We start from the raw sequence: 25,483 nt of genomic DNA, 5'->3' as shown, positions 1-25,483 counted from the left end.
TTCTCTCGGCGGGGGGGGGGGTGGGGTGTTTCTCCCCCCCCCCCCCCCCCCCCCCCCCCCCCCCCCCCCCCCCCCCCCCCCCCCCCGCGGTCCTTCGGTCAGCAGCCGCAGTCGCAGCAGCACCCGTCGCAGCAGCATCCGTCACAGCAGGAGTCCGGGCAGCAGTTGCAGCCGTCGCAACTGTCACAGCAGTCGCAGTCCCGGCAGCAGCCCTCGCGCTTCTTGCGCGACCACGGGCCCTCGTACTCCTCGGCGCAGCAGAGCTGGCAGGTGCAGCAGAGCCCGATGGCGACCGCGCAGCCGGTCAGGAAGCCGCGGGGCTTCTTCGGCGGCTTGGGGGTGAGGTTCGGCAGCCCGCCGTGGCCGGGGCCGCCGTTCCCGGGTCCCCAGTCCCCGGAGCCGCCGCCCGAGCCGCCCGAGCCGCCCCAGCCTCCGGAACCGCCCGGCCCGCCCGGGCCTCCGTACCCGCCCGGCGGTACCGGCCCGCCCGCGTACGGATTCTGCGCGCCGTTCAGATGCTGCGGGGCCTGGGCGTACGGGCCGCCGGCCTGCGGCTGGCCGTACGGAGACGCCGGGGGGTGCGGCTGCGACTGCCCGTACCCGTTGCCCTGCCCGTACGGATTGCCCCCTTGGCCTTCGTACGGCCCCGCCCCGTGCCCCTGGTGGGAGCACGACGCCGTACCGAAGGCGCGGTCGACCGACCGTCGCAGTTCGTGCACGAGCAGGGTGTGCGCCAGGGCGGAGTCGGCGAACTCCACGTCGCGCAGCGCCAGGCGGATGCCGTGCAGCGCGTCGTCGCACAGCCGGCGGGCCTGTTCCAGGGAGGCGCCGGTGGCGGTGAGCGGGTTCCAGGCGCCCTCGGCGGCGTCCGCGGCTCGGTCCTCCACGGCGTCGAGGAGGTGGGCCAGCCGCCCGAAGAGCCGCCCGGCCTCGGCGAGCGGCGCGGCGTTGCCGGGGCGGCCGGCGAGGACCGCGGTGTGCGCGAAGGCGGCGGCGGTCGCCGTCTCGGTCGGTTCGGTGATGACGGTCAACGGCGTGCCGGGGCACGCCAGTTCCTCGATGCCCACCTGCCGGTCGACCGCGTCGACGAGGACGGCCGTGTCGAAGCCGAGCGTGGCGCCGGTGCGGGCCCCGGCCCGGTCCCAGCCCGCGGCGACCTTGCGGGCGGCGGCGGCCACCGGGCGGCGGCGCAGCAGTCCGTTCCGGTCGGCGACATGGTCGCGTATCTTCGCCGAGGCGAGCACCAGCGACACCGAGGCGGCCAGCCGCGCGCCCTCGCCCTTCGCCACCGAGGCGGTCCGCATCCCGCGCAGCGGGCAGGGCCCGGCGGTACGGCGATGTGCCGCCTCCCGGCCGGTCTGGGCGTCGGTCAGGACGGACACGATCAAGCCGTCGTAATTGGTCACCACCCGGGCGAACTGCCCGTGGTCGCCGCGCAGGGCGAGGCACAACCCGCACAGATGAGCCATCCACTCCGCCTTGAGGCCTTGGGACAGGCGGTGGGTGCAGGGCCTGACGATTCCGAACACGTGAAGAGAACCCCCGTTGACGTCGGTGAAGTGCGGTGTGGCTGGAAATCGTATTACCCGGCGTGGTGGAGTCCGGCGCCGGTGGTCCGCGAGGCGGGACGTCCGCGGGGGCCCACCGGATCGGGTGCCGGGCGTGCCGGGGCGGCCAGGACGGGGCATAGCACGAGGCACGACGACCCGATCCGGAGGAGAAGCCATGAGGGACACCGTGACGGTGACGAACGGGCCGGCCGGAGCCTCGGCCCGCCCCGCGCGGGCCCGCCCGCCCACCTGCCGGGTCCCGTACCCGCGCGGCGCGCGGCCGGAGGCACGATGAGGAGCCGCGGCGTCAGGCCCCGGCGCAAGCTGCCCGTCTCCGACAGTGAGCATGTGCTGTTCGGCGGTGCGCTGCGGTACGACCTGTCGTTCACGCGCCACGAGATGCCGATCCTGCGGATGGGACTGTGGACGATGGCCCGCCAGTTCCCGGCCATGATGGGCACCGTCGCCAAGGCGGCCTGGCGCGAGGACCGCATCGCCCTGACGGCGTTGCTCTGTGCCGAGATCGGCCAGGGCGTCATGCGGGCCTTCACGCTGGTGGCCACCAACCAGGTGCTGGTGGCGCTGTTCGCGGCCGGGCCGACCCCCGAGCGGCTGCGGCAGGCACTGCCCGCCCTGGTGGCGGTGGCCGTCGTGGCGGTGCTCTCCGCCCTTCTGTCGGCCGTGTCCACCGCGGCGTCCGGGCAACTGGAACCCAAGGTCGAGCGGGTCTGTACGGCCCGCTTCTACCACGGCGTGATCCACGTCGAGCTCGCCGCCCTGGAGGACCAGCAGGTGCACCGCACCCTGGACGCGGGCCGGTTCGGCACCGACTCGATCCGGATGATGCTCGGTTCCTCGATCCTGGTCCTCAACGCGCTGGTCGGCCTGGCGGCGGCCGCCGGGGTGCTGTTCATGCTGCACCCGCTGCTCGTCCTGATGCTGTTCCTGGTCGCCGCGCCCAACGGGTGGGCCGCGGTCCTCTCGGCCCGGCGCCAGTACGAGTCCCGGCACACCTGGATCGAGCACCGCCGCGCCATCTCCGTGATCACCCAGAAGCTCACCGACCAGGCGTGCGCCGCGGAGATCCGGGTGCACGGCGCCGGGCGGCTGCTGGTGGACGCGTACGCGGACATGTCCAGGACGATGGAGTGCGAGCAGCAGCGGCTGGCCCGCGCCGAGGCCGTCACCCAGACCGTTGCCTCGGCGGGCTCGGGCCTGGCGTCACTGGGGGCCTACGGCGTGCTGTGGCTGCTGCTGACCGGCGGCGGGATGCCGCTGGCCGTGGCCGGGACCGCCGTCATCGCCGTACGGTCCTCCAGCGCCGGCCTGTTGTCACTGGTCATGCAGTTCAACCGGCTCTACGAGGAGGCCATGTACCTCAAGGACTGGGAGGACGCCTGCACGACCGCCAAGCGGCACGCCATCCCGGGCGGGGGAACGCCGCTGACCGGGCCGTTGGAGGAGGTGCGCCTGGAACAGGTGTCCTTCACCTACCCCGGAGCCACCTCGCCCGCCCTGGACAAGGTGGACCTGACCGTGCCCCGGGGGACGGTGGTGGCGCTGGTCGGTGCGAACGGTTCGGGCAAGTCCACGCTGGCCAAACTCGTCGCCGGCCTGTACCTGCCGAGCGACGGGCGCCTCCTGTGGAACGGCACCGACACCCGCGGCGCCGACCGCGCGGCCGTCTTCGGACAGGTGGCGCTGCTGGCCCAGGACTTCCCGCACTGGCCGATGACCGCCCGCGCCAACATCCACATCGGGCGCAGCGACCAGCGGCTCGACCAGTGGCGCGTCGAGCGGGCCGCCGACGGCGCGGACGCCACCGACGTCATCACCTCCCTGCCGCACGGCTGGGACAGCCTGGTCGTCAAGGGCTTCGAGCGCGGCACCCAGCTCTCCGGGGGGCAGTGGCAGCGGCTGGGCGCCGCCCGCGCCCGCTACCGCGACGCCCCGCTGCTGGTCGTCGACGAGCCGACGTCCGCCCTCGACCCCAGGGCGGAGATCGAGGCGTTCCAGGCCCTGCGCGCCCTCACCGACGACGGCACCACCGTGCTGCTGATCACCCACCGGCTCGCCGCCACCGCGACCGCCGACCTCATCTACGTCCTCGACGAGGGCCGTCTCATCGAACAGGGCAACCACGCCCAGCTCATGGCCCTCGACGGCGGCCATTACCGGTCCCTCTACGAGATCCAGGCCGCCCAGTACGCCTGATGCGCGTGGTCCGCCGCGGCGGGGCCCCGGACGGTGTGGTCCGGGCCCCCGTATTCTCCGTAGGCGGGCAGAACGCGGCTCATTCCGCCAGTGACTTGGCGAAAAGACCGTAGAGCTTCTTGTACGCCTCGTCCTGGGTCGGGAGGAGCACCAGGACCCGAATGGTCAGGTGGCCCTTGGCCGGGACGATGTGCACGCCCTCGGGAGGCGACCCGAGGATCACGTTTCCGTCGGAGCCGTCACTGATGACCATTCCCCAGAATCCGGCTTCGAATTCCGGGGCCAGCACCGAGCCGTCCGGGAGCTGGCCGAATCCGACGTGCCAGTGCTTCACATCGGTTTCACCGGCGTACATGGTGATGTCGTAGGAGTGGATGTACTTGTGGGTCTGCCAGTCCTCCCAGGAAGAGTTGAAGGCGCTCTCGACCCGGAGGTTCAGGTTGGCCGCCGTGAAATTCACGGTCTCCGGTTCGGATTCCTGACCGCCGCGGACGGCCTTCGCCGTCACGGCGTGCTTGCCGAGCGACCAGCCGCCTTCGTGGGCGAAACTCCACAGGTTGCTGGTCACCTTGGCGGTGCCGAGCTGGGTCGCGCCCTCGGTGAGCGTCACGGAGTCGGCGTTGAACGCGACACCGTCGACGGTGGCGCCGCTGTCCACCTCGGCGCCGTCCCGGGGCGAGCGGATGTCCACGACGGGCGTCGGCAGGACGACGTAGAAACGCAGCGGTGCCTTGCCGGACAGTACGTCGTCACGTACGGCGATGGCGGAGAGATCGTGCTGGCCGAGCGGCCAGTCGGCGTCCGGGGTGTACTCCCACGCGCTGTCCTTGACCGGGCAGGTGCCCAGCAGCGTGGTCCCCTCGTAGAGCAGGACCTGCTGGACGTCGGGGGCGGCGTTGCCCTGGATCGCCTGCCGGCGCTCCTGGGTCTGCGCGCTGGGCTTCGGCGCGGTGAACACCGGCAGCGGCACCGGCTTGTTGAAGGCGAGGGCGGACTGAGCCTGGTCGTTCCAGGTGCTGGTGGGGCTTCCGGAGAGCGGGACCCGTGTCAGGTCGGTGATCGAGGAGTTGGCGGGGACGGGCAACTGCGAGCCGCCCTGATTGGTCCTCGTGAAGAGGATGTTGTCCCGGTCGGTGTTGTTGACGACGCTGCTCACACCGTCGTCGCTCTGGTCGAACCCGTAGTCGCTGAAGTTGTTCGCCGTGCCGTTGGCCGGAATGACGAGGATTTTGGTGCGGGGACCCCCGACGTTGTAGTTGACATCGGCAAACAAGGAGAAGGCGTTCTTGGGGGCGGCGTCCTGCCCCCGGCCGGTGATGACGTACGGTTCATCGGCGGACTTGCCATTACCGTTGACGGTCACTCGCGTCCCCATCCCATAGCTGCGCTGCTGTCGGTCAGCGCAAGGCTGCCCGCGGTATGTGGTGCCGTCAATTGCGGAAGGCCAGTTCGACAGTGTTCAGGCCATACGGGGTACTGGCTCGATTCCGAACGCCGAACGGCCGGAAACGTGGGGGTATTTCGCCGCTGCAGCCTCACACGGCCCCATGGGCACGTGCGCACCCGAGACCTGGCAAGGTGGAAACGTCGGCGAACTCCTCTGCGCTATTTCGGCGTTCGAAGCAGTCGCCCGGGTACTCAGCCGCCGCGGAGCCGGTGCCGGGACCCCGTGATTCAGCCGCGTACCGCTGGGCACTCGGAACCCCGTGACGCGCGGGAGAACGGCGCACGACAGCCTCACCGGCGTCCGTCGGGTTGTTACGACCAGGAGGTCTCAGTGAGAACAGTGAGCACACGTCCGCGTCTCTTAGTGGTGGCGGCAGCCGGAACGCTGTCCCTGGCCTTCGTCACCGGCTGCGGCGGAAGCAACGACAAGGCATCCGGCAAGGACCCCGGCAAGCAGGACGGCGCCTCGGCCTCGCAGGGCGGCGCGGCGGACGGCCCGCAGGCCGTACGGGCCGCGCACCAGAAGACCACCGCCGCCAAGACCGCCAAGATGACGCTCGTCACCAGGGCCCAGAGCGGCGGGAAGAACGCGGAGGTCCGCGGGTCGGGCGTGGTGGACCTGGGCAACGGCAGCAGCCGGCTGACGATGCAGACCGGCAACCAGCAGGTCCACCAGCGGTTGGTGGACGGCATCCTCTACCAGCAGCCGCCCGCGGCACAGCGGCAGCAGCTGCCGCAGGGCAAGTCGTGGTTCAAGGTGAACCTGAAGAAGCTCGTGGAGCAGTCCGGCGGCAGCTCGCAGTACGAGGACCCGACGGCCTCCTTCAACTACACCAAGGGCATCAGCGACAAGGACGTCACTAAGGTCGGCACCGAGACCGTCGACGGCGCGGCCACCACGCACTACAAGGTGTCCGTCGACGTGGCGGAGCTGGCCAAGGGCAACGAGCAGCAGACGAAGCAGCTCAGGGCACAGCTCGGCGACCGGCTGCCGCTCGACGTCTGGCTGGACGAGCAGGGCCGGCTCCGCCAGGAGAAGGTCGAGGTCAAGCCGCAGGGCGGCAAGCAGGGCAGCAGCGGTGCGCGGACCTCCGTCAGCACCACGCTGAAATTCAGCGACTTCGGTACGGACGTGAACGTGACCGCGCCCCCGGCGAAGGACACGGTCGACATCACGGACAAGGCCGCGAAACAGGGGCAGCGGACATCGGAGTCCTGACCCGGTCCGCTGTCGTTCCGTAGGCGCCGGTGGGTGGACCGGCGCGTCCGGGGTCACTCCGGGGAGCCACCGGACGTGGCTCCCCGGAGTGACGACGACCAGGGCGCCCGGCCCATAGATTTTCGTCGAACGTCGTTCACGCCTTCCGACTTCGACAGGAAGAAACCGATGCGCCTCCGAATTCCGCCCCGCGCGACAGCGGCCCTGGCGCTGGCCGCCGCCGTCTGCGCACCCGCCGCCACCGCCCACGCCGGAAACACGCCGGACGGCCGGAGGGACATTCCTTCGATACGGACGGAAGAATCCCGCCCGGCATTACCCGCGCCCACGGGAAAGCATCCGATCGGCCGGACGACCTTGCACCTGAAGGACGACGGCCGGGCCGACCCCTGGGTGCCCGGGGAGCGCCGGGAGCTGATGGTTTCCGTCTGGTATCCGGCCGTACGCCCCGCGAAGAATCCCGCGCCGTACATGACCGCCGCGGAATCCGAGGAGTATGTGAGAACCAGCGGCGTGAACGTGCCGCCCCGCATTCTGAGCACCGTACGCACCCACGCGACCCTGGACGCGCGACCGGCCGTGCCGCGCGGCGGACTCCCGCTGGTCGTCTTGTCACCGGGCTTCGGGATGCCGCGCGCCACACTGACCGGACTCGCCGAGGAGCTGGCCGGCCGCGGCTACGCCGTCGCCGCCGTCGGCCACAATTACGAGGCCAACGGCACCACCTTCCCCGACGGGCACACGACGCCCTGCACGGCGTGCCAGGGCAAGGACTGGCAGCGGGTCGGCGCCGTCCGTGCCCTGGACATCTCGTTCGTACTGGACGAGCTGACGAGGAACCGTCCGGCGTGGCCGGGCGAAGGAATCGTGGACTCCGGCCGTATCGCGATGGCCGGGCATTCGGCCGGCGGTTTCAGTGTCATTCCGGCCATGCTGCGGGACCCGCGCATCAAGGCGGCCGTCAATATGGACGGGAATTTCCACTACCCGAACGACGTGCCACTGGATCGCCCGGTCCTGATGCTCGGAAAGCCCGGACACGTACCCGGCGGCCCCGACAGCACCTGGGACGACACCTGGAAGGAACTCACCGGGTGGAAGCGCTGGCTGAGCGTCGAAGGAACCCAGCACCTTTCCTTCACCGATCTGGCGGCCCTGACCAAGAAACTCGGCATTCCGTTCCAGGATCTGGACGGTGACCGCTGCGACGCCGTCATCCGCGCGTATCTGGCCGCCTTCATGGACAAGCATCTGCGAGGCAGGGAAAGCGCCCTGCTGGACGGCCCGTCGGTCCGGTATCCGGAGGTGACGTTCCACCGGCCGTAGCGGCGGGGCGCCCCGGCCGCTCGCGCCGGGGCGCAGCACTGCGAAGTGAGCCGCGTCACATGCCCGGGCCGGATCTTGACGGGTTCCGGAACCGGCCGGGCGCGGATGGCAGACTGATACCGGTGAGGGGCGCGGTGTCCGGCGGTGCCGACGTGGCGGGTGCCCACAGCGGTCAACAGCGGCAGCCGTGCGGGATCGGCGCCAGCGGGCGTGGAGGAGCGGTAAAAGTGCAGGTCGAGGCGGTCTCTTGAGATTTCTGCACACCTCCGACTGGCACCTCGGCCGCTCGTTCCACCGGGTGAACCTGCTCACCGCGCAGCGCGCCTTCCTCGATCACCTCGTCGACACGGTCCGTACGCAGCGGGTCGACGCGGTCCTGGTCGCGGGCGACATCTATGACCGCGCCGTGCCGCCGCTGGCCGCCGTGGAGCTGTTCGACGACGCCCTGCACCGCCTCGCGGACCTGGGCGTACCCACCGTCATGATCTCCGGCAACCACGACTCCGCCCGCCGGCTCGGCGTCGGCTCCGGGCTGATGCGGCAGGCCGGCGTCCACCTGCGGACCGACCCGGCGACCTGCGCCGCTCCGGTCGTACTGCGCGACGAACACGGCGAGGTCGCTCTGTACGGACTGCCGTACCTGGAACCGGCCCTGGTCAAGGACGAGTTCGGCGCCGAGCGGGCCGATCACGCGCACGTCTTGGGTGCCGCCATGGACCGGGTGCGCGACGACCTCGCCGGCCGGCCCGCCGGCACCCGGTCGGTGGTGCTCGCGCACGCCTTCGTCACCGGCGGCGCGCCCAGCGACAGTGAGCGTGACATCACGGTCGGCGGCGTGGAGTCCGTACCGGCTGCCGTCTTCGACGGCGTGGACTACGCCGCCCTCGGGCATCTGCACGGCTGCCAGACGATCACCGACCGGGTCCGCTACTCCGGCTCCCCGCTCGCCTACTCCTTCTCCGAGGAGCGGCACCGCAAGTCCATGTGGCTCGTCGACCTGGACGCCGCGGGCACGGTGACCGCCGAGCGCCTGGACTGCCCGGTGCCCCGGCCGCTGGCCCGCGTCCGCGGCAAGCTGGACGACCTGCTGGCGGATCCGGCGCTGGCCGTCCACGAGGAGGCGTGGGTGGAGGCGACACTGACCGACACCGCCCGCCCGCACGAACCGATGGCCCGGCTCGCCGGCCGCTTCCCGCACATCCTCAGCCTCGTCTTCGAACCGGAGGAGAGTGCCGCCCGCACGCTCGCCTCGTACGCACAGCGGCTGCGCGGCCGCAGCGACCAGGAGATCGCCGAGGACTTCGTCGCGCACGTACGGTCCGGGCGCAGCGTGGACGACGAGGAGCGGGCCGTGCTGCGCTCCGCCCTCGACGAGGTGCGCACCGACGACGTGCTGCGGGAGGTGGCGCGGTGAGGCTGCACCGGCTGTCGGTCACGGCCTTCGGGCCGTTCGGCCGGACCCAGACCATCGACTTCGACCGGCTCGCCCAGGCCGGTCTCTTCCTGCTTCACGGGCCGACCGGCGCGGGCAAGACCTCCATCCTGGACGCCGTCTGCTTCGCCCTGTACGGGACCGTGCCGGGGACGCGGCAGAACGGCCAGACGCTGCGCAGCGACCTCGCCGATCCGCTCACCCTCACCGAGGTCGTCCTCGAAATGACCGTCGGCGGGCGGCGGTTGGAGATCACCCGGCTGCCGGAACAGTCCCGCCCGAAGAAGCGCGGCACCGGCACCACCCGCGAGAAGGCGCAGAGCAGGCTGCGCGAGTACGTGACCGGCGACGACGGAACCGGTGCGGGTGCCGGGGGCGGGCACTGGAAGGCGCTGAGCCGCTCCCACCAGGAGATCGGCGAGGAGATCGGCCAGCTGCTCGGCATGAGCAAGGAGCAGTTCTGCCAGGTCGTCCTGCTGCCCCAGGGGGACTTCGCCCGTTTCCTGCGCGCCGACGCCGAGGCCCGAGCCCGGCTGCTCGGGCGGCTCTTCGACACCGGCCGGTTCGCCGCCCTCGAAGAACGGCTCGCCGCCCGTCGCAAGGCCGCCGCCGACCGGGTCTCCGCCGGTGACGACCGGCTGCTGGCGCTCGCCCACCGGATGGACCAGGCGGCGGGCGAGCCGGCCGACCTCGTGGACCCCTCGGTCCCCGCGCCGGGACGCGCACCCGAAGCGGTGCCCGCGGCGTCGGGCCGCCGCAGCGGTACGGGCCGGACGGTGCGGGCCGCCGCTACGGGCGGGGCTTCCAGGGGGACGGCGACCGCCACCGCACTCGTACCGGGCCAGTACGGGCCGGACACCGGCACCGCGGCCACCACGCAGGCGGCCGAGACGCCGAGTCCCGGCGAGCCGGGCTTCGCCGAAGCCGTACTGGTACGGGCGGCCGTGGCACGGGCCAACGCGCGCGAGCGGTACGACATCGCCCGGCTCGCAGTGCGCTCCGCCGAGGCGGCCGAGGCCGCGGCCCGCGCGCGGGCGGACGAGGAGCGTGAACGGCACCGCCTCCAGCGGCGGTACGCCGAGGCACGGCGGCGCGCGGCGGAGCTGGCAGCGCAGACCGGCGAGCGGGACCGGGCCCGGGAACGGCTGGCACGGGCCCGGGCGGCCTCCGAGGTCGCCCCGGCGCTGGCGCTCCGCGACGCGGCCTGGCGCGAACACGGCACGGCGCAGGCCGCCGAGCAGCACGGACGGTCCCAGCTGCCGCCCGACCTGGCCGACGCGGACGCCGAACGGCTCGCCGCGCTGGAACACGAGCTGCGCCAGGACCTCGGATCACTGTCGGCGGCCCGCCGGGCCGAGAGCAGGGCCGCCGGAATCGCCGAGGAGCGCGCCGGCATCGAACGGGAGGCGCGCGCCGACGAACAGACGCTGCTGGACGCCACCGCGTGGCTCGCGGACTGGGAGCCGGCCCACCGGGAACACCAGCGGCGCATCGAGGTCGCCCAAGAAGCCGCGACCCGCGCCGAACAGCTCCACGCCCAGCTCGACCCGGCCCGGCAGCGGCTGGCAGCTGCGCGGCGGCGCGACCGGCTCACGGACGGCCTGCGGACCGCGGACGAGGACGCGCTGCGCGCCCGTGAACGGTCGGCCGCGGCCCATGAACACTGGCTCGACCTCAAGGACCGCCGCCTGCGCGGCATCGCCGCCGAACTCGCCGCCGGGCTGGAGGACGGTGCCGCGTGTGCGGTGTGCGGCGCCACCGAGCACCCCGCTCCGGCCCGTACCGGCGCCGGCCATGTGGACCGTACGGCGGAGGAAGCGGCGCTGGACGCCTACCGGCGGGCCGAGTCCGTACGCGAGGAAGCGGAGCGCGCCCGGCAGTCCCTGAAGGAAGAGCTGGCCGCCGCCTCCGCGACCGCCGGCGACACCTCCACCACCGAACTGGCCCGCGCGGAAGAGGAGTTGCGCGACACGTACGCGCGCGAGCGGGCCGCTGGCGCCGACCTTCACGCTGCCCGGGAAGCGTTGTCCCGAGCCGAGCGGGAGTACGAGCGCCGCCGCGCCGAGCAACAGGAGGCCGAGCGCCGCGCTGCCGCCCGCACCTCCCACCGGGAAGCCCTCGACCGGGAACTGAGCGTGCTGGAAGCCGAGTTGGCGGAGGCGCGCGGAGGCTTCGCGAGTGTCACCGAGCGCGCCCGGCGCCTGGAGCGGCAGGTCGCGCTGCTGGCCGAGGCCGCGGCCGCCGCCCGTACGGCCGAGTTGTGCGCCGAGCGGCTCAAGGAGACCGACGCCAACCTGTCCGACGCCGCCTACCGCGCCGGATTCGACACCCCGCAGGACGCGTCCGCCGCGCTGCTGGACGATGCCGACTGGCGGGCTCTGCAACAGCGCCTCGACCGCCACCAGGCGGAGACGGCCACCGTGGAAGCCGAGCTGGCCGACCCGGAGGCGCTCGCCGCGGCGGGCCTCCCGCCCGCGGACCCGGACCGGGCGCACGCCGAACTGGAACGCGCGGGACGCAGGCTGCGCACCGCCAGTGCGGCACACGCCGCCGCCGAGGAACGCTGCGCGGAACTGGACCGGCTCGGCGCACGCGCCCACTCCGACGCCCGCCAACTGGCCCCGCTGCGCACCGAATACGAGCGCATCGCACGCCTCGCCTCACTCGCCGCCGGTACGTCGGCGGAGAACGAACGCCGGATGCGCCTGGAGTCCTACGTCCTCGCCGCGCGGCTGGAACAGGTCGCGGCAGCCGCCAGCGCACGCCTGCACCGCATGTCCTCCGGCCGCTACACGCTCATACACTCCGACGAACGGTCCGGCGGCGCGCGCCGCTCCGGCCTGGGGCTGCACGTCATCGACGCCTGGACCGGCCATGAGCGGGACACCGCCAGCCTGTCCGGCGGCGAGACGTTCTTCGCGTCCCTGGCGCTGGCGCTCGGCCTGGCCGACGTCGTCACCGACGAGGCGGGCGGCACCCGCCTGGACACCCTCTTCATCGACGAGGGCTTCGGCAGCCTGGACGAACAGACGCTGGACGAGGTGCTGGACGTCCTGGACTCGCTGCGCGAACGGGACCGCAGCGTCGGCATCGTCAGCCATGTCGCGGACCTGCGGCAGCGCATCCCGGCCCAGCTGGAGGTCGTCAAGGACCGTGCGGGATCGTCCGTACGCCATCGGGTGCCGGAGTGATCGCGCGCCGGGGGAGCGGCGAGGAGTACACGACGCTGGTCGTCACCGCGCCCAGCGCCCCCACCCGGCCCGACACCTCCTCCAGGTGCTTCATCGAGCGGGCGGCGACCTTCAGAACGAAGCAGTCGTCGCCCGTGACGTGGTGCGCCTCCAGGATCTCGGGTGTGCTCTCCAGCAGGTCGTGGAACGGCTTGCCGCTGCCGTTCGGATAGCGCAGCCGGACGAAGGCCAGCACCGACAGCCCGATGCCCGCGGGTTCGACCACCGCGGCGTACCCGGATATCACCCCGGCCTCCTCCAGGCGCCGTATCCGCTCGGTCACCGCGCTCGCGGACATGTTCACGGCACGGGCCAGTTCGGCGTATCCCGCGCGGCCGTTGTGCTGCAGGACATCGAGGATGCGCCAGTCGGTGGCGTCGGGGGAATAGCCGGTCATGGGAGGTGTCTAGCAGTGGAATCCCCGGCGGATCAAGGGTTTTGCCGGTGATCGTCACTTCCCGGCGTCGCAAAGCGGGCCGGTACGGGTGAAGTCGGCAACCCGGAAGGGGGGTTCCGGCGCCGAAGCGATGTGCCGGTCGCCTGCGGGCTGGCATGGTGCTGAATGTGAGCAACGTACGCGAGGTCATCCGATATTACCGTCAGCCGGGATCACAACTGGGATACCGCCTCTTTCTGAACGGCACCAAACATTTTGGTCTTTACCGCGATACGGACTCCCCATGGGCCTGGTCGAAAGCGCTGCGCCGCATGGAAGACCGCATGGGGGAAACGCTCGCCCAGCCGCCGGGAGCGCGCGTTCTCGACGCCGGGTGCGGTGTGGGTGATGTGGCCGGCCGTCTGGCGGGCCGCTTCGGCCTGCGGATCCACGGCGTGGACCTGCTCGACGCCCATGTCGCGCAGGCCCGGCGGCGGGCCCGCCGCCGCAACCTCGACCACCTGCTCACCTTCACCCGCAGCGACTACGCCACGCTCGACTTCCCCGACGCGAGCTTCGACGCCGTCTACACCATGGAAACCCTGGTGCACGCCGCCGAGGCCGAGGCGGTGCTGCGGCAGTTCCACCGCGTCCTGAAACCGGGTGGCCGGCTCGTCATGTTCGAGTACGCCCGGGAGACCGCGGCCCGTATGCCCACCCCCGCGGCCGAGGTCTTCCGGCAGCTGAACGACTGGGCCGCGATGCCGTCGTTCCAGCGTTTCACCTACGGCACGCTGGAACGCCTGACCGCCGAGGCCGGATTCACCGTGCGCGGCGTCCAGGACATCTCCCGCGACATGTGGCCGATGCTCCGGTGTTTCGCCGTGATCGGAGCGCTGCCGTACGCGGGATTCCAGTCCGCGGGTCTGCGCCGGCATTCCGTGAACACCATGTCGGCCGTGGAATTCTGGCGGCACCGCGCTTTCTGGCGGTACGAGATTCATACCGCCGACAAATGATCCGGGGGGAGCGTCGTACATGGCGAAGTCCGCGGCGCGGTACGGCTCCCCGGGACGTCCGCTCAGGGAAGGTGCCCGGCCCCCGCGAAGACGTGCGCGTGCAGTCCGCCCCGGTCGCCCGACGGCGCGAACCCGGCCCGCTCCAGCACCCGCCGGGACGGCACGTTCGCCGGTTCGGTGAGCGCCAGCACCGTACGGACCTCGGGCCGCCCGGCTGCCCAGTCGGCCAGCAGGCGCGTGGCCTCCGTGGCCCAGCCCGCGCCGCGTGCCGAGGGGCAGAGCGCGTACCCGATCTCGACCGTGCCCTCGTCGTCCGGCGGGCCGTGAAAACAGATGGAGCCCACCGCCGTACCGTCGTCGGCCCGGACGATCGTGAACAGGCCCCAGCCGGGGCGGTAGAGCCCCGACGAGGCGGCCTGCGCGACGGCTTCGGCGCAGGCGACGGTGGACTCCGGAGGACCGCCGCCCGCCCAGGCCACCCCGTCGGGGGAACCGGCGCCGGCGGTGTCGGCGAGGCGCGCCGCCGCCGTCGGCGTGACCGGCCGCAGCACGAGCCGTCCCGCCGCCAGGACCGGCGGGAAGCCCGCGCCCACCGTGGCCAGCAGCTCGGTCAGCGATCCGGTGTCCGCGCCCTCCGGCAGGCCGCTGACCTGCCCGTCCCCCACCTCCACCACCCGCCACACACCGTCCGTACGCAGCGCCAGGTCCGTGGTGACGAACCGGCAGCCCCCTGTGCGCAGCGCCTTCCGTACGACGGGCGCGACCGCCGACAGGTCCGGCCGCGGACACTGCCCCGGCGTGTCCGGGTGGGCGCCGACGAGCGCCGGCTCGCCGTCCACCCACCACACCCGCACCTCACCCACCGGTTCGTACGGTTCGAACGCGCGCAGCACCACGCCCCCGGTCAGGAACTCGTCCTGGAGTTCCACGAACCGGCCGACCACCGAGGCCAGGCGCGGGGTGTCGGACGCGTCCGGGACGTACGCCGCCTCCGCCCACTCGTGCTTACGGGACTTCACCCAGTCCTTGATCACCACCGGCCCGCCGCCCAGCGCGTCGGCCGCCCGGGCCAGCTCCGCCGCGCCGGGCGGCTGCCCGGGCGGGCACGGCAGCCAGCGGCTCCTCGGGGTGAGTTCGGCGAACAGGTCGTACCAGCCCGGGAGTTCATGAGCCGCGCGATAGCCCTCCGGCGTGGTCAGCAGCGGGCAGCCGCGCTCGCCGAGAGCCGTGGCGAGCGCGGCGTACCGCTCGGCCGGCAGCATCCAGCCGCGGTACCACGCCGCCCCGGACCCGCGCGGCACCCGCGCCACCGCCCCCGCCGCGTCCCCGGCGAGCAGCGCCTCGTGGTCGACGACCGCGTGGCGCGCGCCGGCGGCCCGTACCGCGCCGGCCTCCCGGGCGAATTCCGGATCGATACGGCCGGGCCGGAGCGGATCACCGGAGAAGACGAACACGCCGCTCCTGCCTCAGATCCGCGACAGCTCGGCCAGCAGGTCGTCCAGACCCAGCGAGCCCTGTGACAGCGCCGCCATGTGCCACGCCTTGAGGTCGAAGTCCGCGCCGTGCCGCTGCCGCGCCGCCTCGCGGCCGTCCAGCCACGTACGCTCGCCCAGCTTGTAGCCGATGGCCTGGCCCGGCATCCCCTGATAGCGGATGATCTCGCTCTCGACGAAGTCCGCCGGACGGCTGGAGTGACGGCCGAAGAACTCCTGCGCCAGCTCCGGCGTCCAGTGCTCACCCGGGTGGAACGGCGAGTCCGCCGGAATGGCCAGCTCCAGGTGCATGCCGATGTCGATGATGACGCGGACCGCCCGCATCATCTGCGCGTCCAGGTAACCGAGGCGGCGCTCGGCGCTGGTCAGAAAGCCCAGCTCGTCCATCAGGCGCTCGGCGTACAGCGCCCAGCCCTCGGCGTTGGCGCTGACCATGCCCACCGTCGTCTGGTACCGCGAGAGGTCCTCGGCGACGTGCGCCCACTGCGCCAGCTGGAGGTGGTGGCCCGGCACGCCCTCGTGGTACCAGGTCGAGACCAGGTCGTACGCCGGGAAGCGGGTCTGGCCCATCGTCGGCAGCCAGGTGCGGCCGGGGCGCGAGAAGTCCAGCGAGGGGCCGGTGTAGTACGGCGCCGCGGCGCCGCCGGGCGGCGCGATCCGCGACTCGACGTGCTTGACCCGCTCCGCCAGGTCGAAGTGGGTGCCGTCCAGCGCCTCGATGGCCTGGTCCATCAGCGCCTGGAGCCACTGGCGGGTCTCCTCGACGCCCACCACGGCCTCACCGTTCTCGTCCAGCCAGGACAGTGCCTCCCACGGGGTCTTCGCGCCGGGCAGGACCTTTTCGGCCTCCTTGGCCATCTCGGCGTGCAGCCGGTGGAACTCCGACCAGCCGTAGGTGTACGCCTCGTCCAGGTCCAGGTCGGTGCCGTTGAAGTAGCGGGCGAGCAGGGCGTAGCGCTCGCGGCCCACCACGTCCGGCGCGCCCTCGACCGCCGGGGCGTACCGGTCACGGAACCAGTCGCGCAGCTCGACCAGCGCGCCGGCCGCCACCGACGCCGCGGCGTCCAGCTCGGCCCGCAGCGCCTCGGGGCCCGGCTCGGTCAGCTCGGCGAACCAGCTGCGGCCCGTACCGATCCAGGTGCCCAACTGGCCGATTACCGTGGAGACTTGGCGCGGACCGGCGGGCAGGTTCTGCTTCAGACCCGCCTCCAGCGAGGCGCGGTAGCCTTCCAGGGCGGCGGGCACCGCCCGCAGCCGCTGGGCGAGCGCCGCCCAGTCGGCGTCCGTCTCGACCGGCGTGATCGTCAGGACCTCGCGCACCGAGTGCAGCGGCGAGTGCAGATTGCTCACCGCGCGCAGCCCTTCACCGGCCTCGTGCACCGCCAGTTCCGCCGTCAGCCGCTCGCGCAGCAGCCGGGCGCAGCGCCGTTCGCCCTCAGTGTCCCCGCCCGGCCGCTGCTCGGCCTCGGTGAGCCGGTCCAGCGTCGTGCGGGCCAGCTGGGCCACCGCTTCCTGGCCGGTGGGCGAGAAGTCGGGCAGCCTGCTCGAACTCTCCGGGACACCGAGAAAGGTGCCCGTGACGGGGTCCAGGTCGACCAGGGCGTCGACATAGGCGTCGGCGACCTGGCGGGGGAGTGGAGCGTTGTCGGAAGCAGTGGTGTGGGACATGCGTCCCATCCTCGTACGGAAGCCCCCGGTACGTCATCATCAGCGCGCCGTGCGTTGCCGCCGGGGGCGCCTCGTCCGCGCAGGGCGAACGGGACGCGGCGGCGCGGTGCCGGTCCCGGGCCTGGTGGCCGCGGCCGCCATTGGTCCGCACCAGGCTATTGCTCCGGCCCGGAGCGGAGCAGCAAGCTCACACCATGGACCTGGAATTGCGGCATTTAAAGACGATCCGGACAATTGCCGACGCGGGCAGCCTGACCAAGGCCGCCGCCCGGCTCGGCCTCGCCCAGCCCGCCCTGAGCGCCCAGCTCAAACGCATCGAGCGCACCCTGGGCGGACGGCTCTTCGACCGCGGCCGCTTCGGCGTACGGCCCACCGCGCTGGGGGAGTTCGTGCTCGAACGCGCCCGCGTGGTGCTGCCCGCGATCAGCGAGCTCCAGCAGGAAGCCGTACGGTTCACCAGCGCCGGCGGCACCCTGGCGGGCCTCCGGCTCGGCGGCACCCACGGCCCGCTGCTCGGCGGACTGGTGGACCGGCTCGCGACCGTCCGCCCGGGAGTGCCGGTCACCACGTTCACCACCTGGTCCGAACGCGAGATCGCCGCTTCCGTCGCCGCGGGACGGCTGGACTTCGCCCTGATCGGGGCCTGCGGGGAGAGCCCGGCACCCGAGCCCGAACGGCTCAGCTGGCGGGAGGTCGCGGTGGACCCCGTCTTCGTCATGCTCGCCGAGCGCCACCCGCTGGCCGGACGGCGCGAGATCGGCCTGGCGGAACTGGCGGCGGAGGCCTGGGCCGACGTACCGGGCGACGGCTGCTTCGCGGACTGCTTCACCCTCGCCTGCGCCCGCGCCGGCTTCACCCCCACCCGCGTCTACGAGACGGACACCGCGTCCTGCATCCACCTCGTCCAGGTCGGCCGCGCCGCCGGTCTGTGCCGCGCCACGCTGCCGCCCACCCCCGGCATGGTGACCAGACCACTGGCCGGTACGCCGCTGACCTGGCGGCACCTCGTGGGCTGGCACCCGGGCACCCCGGCGGCAGACGCCGCCGCCGAAGTCATCGCCCAGGCACGCGCCGCCCACGCCGACGCCGCCGCGCGCAGCGACAGCTACACGCGATGGCTGGCCGATCACCGGGACGCGGCCGATCCCGGGCCACCGGGGGCGGGGGAGACCGGCAAGCCACCGACCACCAACGAGCCGACGGACTACCCATCAGCCCCGCCCGTCATCCATAACACCCGGCAGAAGGACAACTGACATCTTCTCCGGATCGGCATACGGCACCTAAGTTTTCGGCACCTCCACCCCCCCGAGACCGAGGAGACCACCCCCATGCGCCACAGACACGCACGAACCAGCGCGTGTGCCGTCATAGCCGCCGTCGGCGCACTCGTCCTGACCGCGCTGCCCGGCTCAGCGGCGGCCCGGTCCGCAGGGGCGGACTCGGCGGCCCCGCAGACCCCCCACCGGTCGGCCGCCGAAACCCTGTCCGTCGGCGCCACGTCCGACGCCGTGTTCCAGGCGATGCAGCGCGACCTCGGCCTCGGCCGGGCACAGGCCGAACGCCGGCTGGCCAACGAGGCGGAAGCCGGCGCGGTCGCCGGACGACTGCACCACGCCCTGGGCGGTTCCTTCGCCGGTGCCTGGGTCAGCGGCACCGAATCCGCCACCCTCACCGTGGCCACCACCGACGCCGCGCGCCTCGCGGCCGTACGGGCGGCCGGTGCGCGCGCCGTCCACGTACCGCACACCCTCGCCCAACTCGACGCCGCCAAGGACAAGCTGGACCGCGCGTCAGCGCGCCGGGCCGCCCCCGAAGCGTCCTCGTGGGCCGTCGACGTCCGGACCAACACGGTACGGCTGCGCGCCGCCGACCCGGCCGCGGCCCGGTCGTTCCTGGCCGCCAGCGGCGCCGACCGCGGCCTGGTGAGCGTCGGCGCGACCGCCGAACGCCCGCGCCCGCTCTACGACATCCGCGGCGGCGACGCGTACTACATGGGCGGCGGACGCTGCTCCGTCGGCTTCGCGATCACCCGCGGCACCCAGCAAGGCTTCGCCACCGCCGGACACTGCGGCCGCGCCGGAACCTCCACCACCGGATACAACCAGGTGGCCCAGGGCAGCTTCCAGGCATCCACCTTCCCCGGCCGGGACACCGCCTGGGTCGCCGCCAACGGCAACTGGACCTCGACGCCGTACGTCAAGGGACAGGGCGGCCAGAACGTCCGGGTCGCCGGATCCACCCAGGCGGCGGTCGGCGCCTCGATCTGCCGCTCCGGCTCCACGACCGGCTGGCACTGCGGCACCATCCAGCAGCACAACACCAGCGTCACCTACCCGCAGGGCACCGTCAGCGGCGTGACCAGGACCTCGGTGTGCGCCGAGCCCGGCGACTCCGGCGGCTCCTTCATCTCCGGCAGCCAGGCACAGGGCGTCACCTCCGGCGGGTCCGGCAACTGCCGCTCCGGCGGCACGACCTTCTACCAGCCCATCAACCCGCTGCTCCAGGGCTACGGCCTCACTCTGAAGACCAGCACGAGCGGCTCCGAGGACCCCGGCCCCGGCCAGCCGGGTGAGACCACCTGGGCCGCGGGCACGGTCTACGAGGCGGGCGCCCAGGTCACCTACGACGGCACCACGTACCGCTGCCTCCAGGGCCACCAGGCGCAGCCGGGCTGGGAACCCGCGAACGCGCCGTCACTGTGGGAGCAGGTCTGAGCAGCACGCCGAGCCCTGTGGAGGGCGTCGGCGAGAGCCACTGAGGTACGGCACCGATCCGCACCGGTCTCCGTACCGCCGGGGCCGGCTGGTACGAGCGCTCGCGTACCGGCCGGCCCCACTCTTCTTCGCGCCCGGGCGCTTCGCGGTCACGCCGTCAGGGCAGCCGCGGCCCGGCCCCCGGCACGCTGCGGGCCGCCTCCGGCCGTACGGGCTCCCGCCGGACCGGCGACCCCTCCGGGCGGGCGCTGATCACCAGCGTGCCTTCCTCGATCTGGTAGTCCAGCGGCAGCCCCAGCCCGCGCATCGCCGCCACCATGCCGGTGTTCGACGCCTGGGTGATCGCGTAGACGCTCGCGCAGCCCGCGTCGGAGGCCATGCCGACCAGCCGGCCCAGCAGCTCCGAGCCGATGCCGCGCCGCTGCCACGCGTCCTCGACCAGCAGCGCCACCTCGGTCTCCTCGCCGTCCCACAGCAGGTGTCCGAGCGCCACCAGCCGCCCGGACGCGGTCTCGACCGCGAGCGTGCGGCCGAAGCGCGGGGTGAGCAGATGGTTCAGGTAGCGCTCGGCGTCGGCGACCGGGCCGTGGTAGCGCATCGCCAGCGTCCGGGCCGTGCAGCGCTCGTGCATCTCGCGGGCCGCCGCCAGGTCCGAGGTGTCGGCGCGGCGGACGGTGAGGGCGTTGCCCTCGGGCAGGGTCAGCACCTCGCGGCGCGGCGGCACCCGCTGGCCGAGCCGGGCGTCCAGCTCGACGAGCGCCCGTACCCGAGCGAACTCGGTGGGCGTGAACGGAAGGTGCGGGCGTTCGATGGTGACGGTTCCCCCGGACGGGTCACGGAACTTCATGGTGTGCTCTTCGAGGATGCCCTCGTCCGGCACCCGTTCGCCGGACGGTCGCCCCTTCAGGGACCGCGCGGGCACCGAATGGATGGTGCAGCGCCCCAGCAACTGGCGTAGCGCCAGCGGCAGCTCGGCGGAGTCCAGTGCCGTACGGGTGGCCAGCGCCAGCATCCGGGTGGGGGCGTCCACCAGGTCGTGGGCGTCCGCACGCTCCAGCCAGGTGTGGGTGCCGCCCGCCGCGGCGACCGTCCGGGTCAGTTCGGTGCCGGGCAGCGGGGCGGGGGCGCGCAGGAGGAACTCGTCCACCGTCCCGTCGGACAGCGGGTGTGTCTGGAGGTTCAGGATGTCCACCCGGTGCGTGGCCAGCGCGGTGCACAGCGCGGCGAGGCTGCCCGGTTCGTCCCGTACGGTCGTACGCATCCGCCACAGCGCCGTCTCCTGCCGCTCCCCCTCGGGGGCGGCCGGAGCCGTGGGCGCTGTGGCGCCCGTATCGGTGGGCGGCGGCGCGTGTTCGTGGCGCCGTGACCACCAGGTGTGGAACCCGGCCGTGGCGATCAGCGCGACCGCCGAGCAGCACAGCAGCACCGGCCCCGACGGGCCGTGCGCGATGGTGTTGGCGAGGGCGTCCGCCACGGACACGGCGGTGAACAGGGCGGCCAGCTCGACGAGGTCCCGCCGCCAGTGGTGGCGGCGGGAGCTCTTGGCGGATGTCGCGTCAGTCATGCAGCCCAGCGTCGCCGACGGGTGTTGCCTGATCGCGAACGCTCTGTGACCGATGGGTAAAGGACGCAATCGAGGCAAAAGGCGGCGGTTCCCGTTCCCTACCGGTCCGGCTGTCCCACCCGCCCCGGCTGCAGCACCCGGCTGAACAGCACCTGCCCGCTGTCCTGACGCAGCCGTACCGTCAGTTCGCCGCTGTCCCCGTCGATGTCCACCTCGCCGAAGTACTGCGGGCTCTCGGCGGGGGAGACGTTCGCCCGCCGCGGCGCCTTGACGAAGGGCTGCGCGGGGCCGAACGTACCGTCCAGCGGCACCGCCGGGAAGCCGCCGGCGTTCAGCGGTCCCGAGACGAACTCCCAGAACGGCGCGAAGTCCTTGAAGGCGGCACGCGACGGATCGTAGTGCTGGGCCGAGGTGTAGTGCACGTCGGTCGTCAGCCAGACCGTGCCGGTGACGCGGTGGCGCTTGATGTGCCGCAGCAGCTCGGCGATCTGCAGCTCCCGGCCCAGCGGCCGGCCAGGGTCGCCCTGCGCCACCGCCTCGAAGTCGGTCTTGCCGTCCGCGACCACCAGCCCCAGCGGCAGATCGGAAGCGATCACCTTCCACACGGCACGGGACCGCGACAGCGACCGCTTCAGCCACGCCAGCTGCTCGGCGCCGAGGATGCCCTGCCGGTCGTCGGTCTGCCGGTTCGGGGAGTTGGCGTTCCGGTACGTCCGCATGTCCAGTACGAACACGTCCAGCAGCGGCCCGTGGTTGATCACGCGGTATACCCGGCCGCCCCGGTCCGAACGGAGAGTACGGATGGGGAAGTACTCCCGGAACGCCCGCAGCGAACGGGCGGCGAGCACGTCCACGTCCTTCTCCGTGTACCGGTCGTCGTCCAGGATCTGGCCCGGGTACCAGTTGTTGCGCACCTCGTGGTCGTCCCACTGGATGATCGTGGGGACCTGCGCGTTGAAGCGGCGCAGGTTCGCGTCCAGCAGGTTGTAGCGGAAGGCGCCGCGGTACTCCGCCAGCGTCTCGGCGACCTTCGACTTCTCCTCGGTGGTCACATTGCGCCAGACCCTGCCGTCGGGCAGTCGCACACTGGCCTCGATCGGACTGTCGGCGTAAATGTTGTCACCGCTGCACAGGAAGAAATCCGGGTCCCGACGGCGCATCTCCTCGTAGATCCGGTAGCCGCCGAGCTCCGGGTTGATACCCCAGCCCTGGCCTGCGAGGTCGCCCGACCAGGTGAAGCGCACCCCGTCGCGGCGCCGGTCCGAGGCGGTACGGAACGTGCCGGTGACCGGCTCACCCGTACGCCGGTAGTCGTGCGGGTCGGCCAGCAGCACCCGGTAGTGGATCTGCTCGCCGGACGGCAGGCCGTGCAGCGCGGTGGTGCCGGTGAAGTCCGTATCGGGGCCGAGCACCGGGCCGTGCCAGGTGCGGGCATCGCGGAACGACTCGGTCGCCGCCGTCTGCACGAGCATCCGGGCCGGCCGGTCGGCACGCGCCCACACCAGCCCGGAGGAGGTCGTCACGTCCCCGGTCTGCACGCCCCACAGAGCGCTCGGGCGTCCGGCGCGCACCTGGGCCGGCGCCCCTGCGGTACGGGGCGCGGCGCCCGCTCCGGCGCTGCCCGTCCCCGCGGCGTGCGCGACGGCGGGCAGGGCGAGCGCCGCGGTACCGAGCGCCGCGCCGTGCAGCAGCGACCGCCGGTCGACGGCTCTGCCGGATCCCTGCGCCATGTGAAACCTCCCGTGATACGACCGATTCGTACGACCCATGGGTACGTCCCATGGGTACGACCCGATCTTGGTGACGTTCCCGTTCGTACCGCTGCCGGGTGCCCCGCCGCCGAACGCGTGGTGAACTCCAGGGGACCGGCCGGACCCGGCTCCGTCGGTTCGGGGCTCGCCCGTCCGGCCCTCGGCCGGTCCGGATCTCAGCGCGCCGTGTCGAGGATGACCCGGGCGACCAGCGCCGGATCGTCGTTCATCGGCACATGGCCGCAGCCCGGCAGGCGTACGAGCCGGGCGCCCGGTATCGCGTACTTGGCGCGCACCCCCTGCCGACGAGGCAACAGCCGGTCCCGGCTGCCCCAGGCGATGGTCACGGGAAGGTCCGGTACGTCATCGGTGAACAGTACGGCGAGGCCCGCCGCCAGTGTGGGTGCAAAACCGGTCGCCGTGCGCAGCGCCTCCGTCTCGGCCACCACCGCCGACGCCGAACGGCGGCCCGGATGGGCATAGACGGCGCTCGTGAGGGAAGCCCGCCCGGCCGCCGAACGGGCCAGCAGCCCGACAGCGGGCCGCGGCAGCAGTTTCGCGCCGGCCCGCATACCGCGCAGCACCCAGAAGGCATACCGGCGCTCCGCCGGCGTCCAGAAGCCGCCGGGGGAGAGCGCGGTCACCGACCGTACGTGCTTGCCGAGGCCCAACTGCAGGGCCAGCAGGCCACCGAGCGAATTCCCGGCTATGTGCGGCCGGTCGAGACCCAGCTCGGAGAACGTGGCGGCCAGCAACGAGGCGACCGAGTCGAGGTCGTACGCCACCCCGGGCGGCAGCGCGGGGGAGGCACCGAAGCCGGGCAGGTCCAGGGCGATGACCTCGTGGGAGGCGGCGAGGATGTCGGAGACCGGCTCCCACGCCTGGAGGTGGTGGCCTATGCCGTGCAGGAGGACGAGCGGTGCGCCCGAACCCTTGCGCTCATAAGCGACGGTGAACTCCGGCCGGCCGGGCGGGGTGACATGGGCGAAGGAGACCGTTGCGGCCATGGTGGCTCCTGGGTGGGGTGTCGGGGCGGAGGGACGGAACGGGTGGGTGGGCGGGGGCGGGCTGGTGCGCAGGGACACCATGTCAGCGATGGCTACTGAGCGGTAGCCTCTCTGCGCCTTGGGTCCTGACGCCCTGTCCGACACTTCCGGCGGTGCGGCACACCACGTCCGAAGCGACCGCCTTCCGTACGTTTCCGCTGGACAACCGGCAGGCGGCCCGCTGGGATGAGGCGGTGCAGACCGATCCCGCGACCGACGTCTTCGAGGAGCACCGCCCCGTGCTGCTGGACGTGGACTACCGGATGCTCGGCCGGGTGGCCGACGCCGAGGACGTGGTGCAGGAGGCATGGCTGCGCTGGTCGTCCGCCGGCCGGGAGGAGGTGCGCGAACCGCGTGCCTTCCTGGTGCGCGTCACGACCCGGCTGGCCATCGACCGGCTGCGGCAGGTCCAGGCGCGCCGGGAGACGTACGTGGGGCCCTGGCTGCCCGAGCCGCTGGCCACCGACTTCGGCGACGTGGCGACCGGTTTCGGCAGTGTGGCCACTGATACCGCCGAGCGCGCCGTTCTCGCCGAGTCCGTCACCCTCGCCGTCCTGGTGGTGCTGGAGTCGCTGTCGCCGCTGGAGCGCGCGGTGTTCGTACTGCGCGAGGCGTTCGGCTACCCGTACGCGGAGATCGCCACCGTTCTTGAGCGCGGTGAGGCCGCGGTGCGCCAACTCGCGGGCCGGTCCCGGCGGCACGTCGAGGAGCGCCGCCCGCGCTTCGAGGTCGACCCGGCCCGGCAGCGCGATCTGACCGAGCGCTTTCTCGCGGCGGCCGCGGGGGAGGACCTGGAGGGCCTGCTGAGCCTGCTCGCCGAGGACGTACGGCTGGTCGGCGACAGCGGCGGCAAGGCCAAGGCGCCGCTGTGGATCATCGAGTCCGCCGACAAGGTCGGCCGCTTCCTGCTCGGCGTGGCCAGGGGCGGCATCCCGGCGGCCGACTTCGTCTTCCGGGAGCTCAACGGCGGTGTCGCGCTTCTCGTGCTGTCCGGGGCAGGCCCGACGCGGTCTTCCAGGTCGATGTGGTGGACGGCCGGATCCAGACCGTCTACATCATCCGCAACCCGGACAAGCTGGCATCACTCGCCACTCGGAACTGACCGGCTCGGGTCGCCCTGCCTGGTTGGTTGACCTGCCCCCTTGGCTGATCTGGCAGCCGGCTGGCCGGTTCTCGGGCCGCCCTGTTCTCTTTCTCCCGCCGCGCTGCCATCTTGCTGCGCTGACCCGGCGATGCCCTGACCTCCGTCCGTGTCCGCCCGCCCGTGCCGTGAACGGATCGGTCGATTGGTCTTGACCAAGGGTGAGGGCAGCCATATCGTCACAGGGATACTGCAACAACCTTTCATAAAGAAGCGCTCATATCCGGGCGCACGCGCGGGCTCGGGACGGGCCCGCGTTCCGGTGGGGACCACCCTCGCCGGGAAGACGGC

The 25,483-nt window shown here is 72.7% G+C and carries 16 protein-coding genes and 1 pseudogene; 9 read left to right on the top strand and 8 right to left on the bottom strand.

Annotated features, from left to right (window positions below; translation table 11 throughout):
• Positions 1-98: 98 nt before the first annotated feature.
• A complete protein-coding gene (locus ACZ53K_RS26070; protein ID WP_468840972.1) occupies positions 99-1,529 on the bottom strand; it encodes a DUF5685 family protein in 1,431 nt (476 codons plus the stop codon).
• Between the two features lie 312 nt (positions 1,530-1,841).
• Between ACZ53K_RS26070 and ACZ53K_RS26065 the strand changes: the two genes are divergently transcribed.
• On the top strand, positions 1,842-3,764 hold the full coding sequence (locus tag ACZ53K_RS26065) for an ABC transporter ATP-binding protein (RefSeq protein WP_468840970.1): 1,923 nt from the start codon (positions 1,842-1,844) through the stop codon (positions 3,762-3,764).
• Positions 3,765-3,843: 79 nt separating this feature from the next.
• On the opposite strand, the gene ACZ53K_RS26060 is transcribed toward ACZ53K_RS26065, so the two are convergent.
• On the bottom strand, positions 3,844-5,127 hold the full coding sequence (locus ACZ53K_RS26060) for a hypothetical protein (protein WP_468840968.1): 1,284 nt from the start codon (positions 5,125-5,127) through the stop codon (positions 3,844-3,846).
• Positions 5,128-5,550: 423 nt separating this feature from the next.
• Between ACZ53K_RS26060 and ACZ53K_RS26055 the strand changes: the two genes are divergently transcribed.
• The 4 genes from ACZ53K_RS26055 (at position 5,551) to ACZ53K_RS26040 (ending at position 12,378) form a co-directional block, all read left to right on the top strand.
• Positions 5,551-6,429, top strand: a complete 879-nt coding sequence (locus tag ACZ53K_RS26055; protein WP_468840966.1) for an SCO4651 family lipoprotein — start codon at positions 5,551-5,553, stop codon at positions 6,427-6,429.
• A 357-nt stretch (positions 6,430-6,786) separates the two neighbouring features.
• Complete coding sequence (locus ACZ53K_RS26050; protein ID WP_468840964.1) at positions 6,787-7,755, top strand: alpha/beta hydrolase family protein; 969 nt, start codon at positions 6,787-6,789, stop codon at positions 7,753-7,755.
• A gap of 247 nt (positions 7,756-8,002) precedes the next feature.
• The gene (locus ACZ53K_RS26045) at positions 8,003-9,169 is read left to right on the top strand and encodes an exonuclease SbcCD subunit D (RefSeq protein WP_468840962.1); all 1,167 of its coding nucleotides are present in this window, start codon (positions 8,003-8,005) and stop codon (positions 9,167-9,169) included.
• Positions 9,166-12,378 carry an AAA family ATPase gene (locus ACZ53K_RS26040; RefSeq protein ID WP_468840960.1) on the top strand — a complete coding sequence of 1,071 codons (3,213 nt, stop codon included), beginning with the start codon at positions 9,166-9,168 and terminating at the stop codon, positions 12,376-12,378. The genes ACZ53K_RS26045 and ACZ53K_RS26040 overlap by 4 nt, the downstream gene beginning before the upstream one ends.
• Here ACZ53K_RS26040 and ACZ53K_RS26035 read toward each other — a convergent pair.
• A complete protein-coding gene (locus tag ACZ53K_RS26035; protein ID WP_468840958.1) occupies positions 12,332-12,814 on the bottom strand; it encodes an Lrp/AsnC family transcriptional regulator in 483 nt (160 codons plus the stop codon). The two genes, ACZ53K_RS26040 and ACZ53K_RS26035, sit on opposite strands and share 47 nt — an antisense overlap.
• A gap of 155 nt (positions 12,815-12,969) precedes the next feature.
• On the opposite strand from ACZ53K_RS26035, the gene ACZ53K_RS26030 reads away from it, so the two are divergent.
• Positions 12,970-13,812, top strand: a complete 843-nt coding sequence (locus ACZ53K_RS26030) for a class I SAM-dependent methyltransferase (RefSeq protein WP_468840956.1) — start codon at positions 12,970-12,972, stop codon at positions 13,810-13,812.
• 62 nt (positions 13,813-13,874) lie between these two features.
• Here ACZ53K_RS26030 and ACZ53K_RS26025 read toward each other — a convergent pair whose 3' ends face one another.
• A complete protein-coding gene (locus tag ACZ53K_RS26025; protein WP_468840954.1) occupies positions 13,875-15,266 on the bottom strand; it encodes a GNAT family N-acetyltransferase in 1,392 nt (463 codons plus the stop codon).
• Between the two features lie 12 nt (positions 15,267-15,278).
• On the bottom strand, positions 15,279-16,973 hold the full coding sequence (locus ACZ53K_RS26020) for a DUF885 domain-containing protein (RefSeq protein ID WP_468840952.1): 1,695 nt from the start codon (positions 16,971-16,973) through the stop codon (positions 15,279-15,281).
• A 194-nt stretch (positions 16,974-17,167) separates the two neighbouring features.
• Between ACZ53K_RS26020 and ACZ53K_RS26015 the strand changes: the two genes are divergently transcribed.
• Complete coding sequence (locus ACZ53K_RS26015) at positions 17,168-18,229, top strand: LysR family transcriptional regulator (protein WP_468840950.1); 1,062 nt, start codon at positions 17,168-17,170, stop codon at positions 18,227-18,229.
• Positions 18,230-18,304: 75 nt separating this feature from the next.
• Entirely contained in the window at positions 18,305-19,690 is a 1,386-nt protein-coding gene (locus ACZ53K_RS26010; protein WP_468840948.1) for a carbohydrate-binding protein, read from the top strand.
• A 157-nt stretch (positions 19,691-19,847) separates the two neighbouring features.
• Here ACZ53K_RS26010 and ACZ53K_RS26005 read toward each other — a convergent pair whose 3' ends face one another.
• From ACZ53K_RS26005 to ACZ53K_RS25995, 3 genes are all read right to left on the bottom strand, one after another.
• Positions 19,848-21,254 carry a GNAT family N-acetyltransferase gene (locus ACZ53K_RS26005; RefSeq protein WP_468840946.1) on the bottom strand — a complete coding sequence of 469 codons (1,407 nt, stop codon included), beginning with the start codon at positions 21,252-21,254 and terminating at the stop codon, positions 19,848-19,850.
• Between the two features lie 98 nt (positions 21,255-21,352).
• Positions 21,353-22,984 carry an alkaline phosphatase D family protein gene (locus ACZ53K_RS26000; protein WP_468840944.1) on the bottom strand — a complete coding sequence of 544 codons (1,632 nt, stop codon included), beginning with the start codon at positions 22,982-22,984 and terminating at the stop codon, positions 21,353-21,355.
• Positions 22,985-23,181: 197 nt separating this feature from the next.
• A complete protein-coding gene (locus ACZ53K_RS25995; protein ID WP_468840942.1) occupies positions 23,182-24,012 on the bottom strand; it encodes an alpha/beta fold hydrolase in 831 nt (276 codons plus the stop codon).
• Between the two features lie 233 nt (positions 24,013-24,245).
• On the opposite strand from ACZ53K_RS25995, the pseudogene sigJ reads away from it, so the two are divergent.
• Positions 24,246-25,153 (top strand): annotated as a pseudogene (gene sigJ / locus ACZ53K_RS25990) (RNA polymerase sigma factor SigJ).
• The last annotated feature ends 330 nt before the right edge of the window (positions 25,154-25,483 follow it).

It is taken from the genome of Streptomyces sp. NPDC033221, assembly GCF_055577005.1.
The sequence above is the reverse complement of the archived record's forward strand: the minus strand, read 5'-3'. Positions and strand labels throughout refer to the sequence as shown.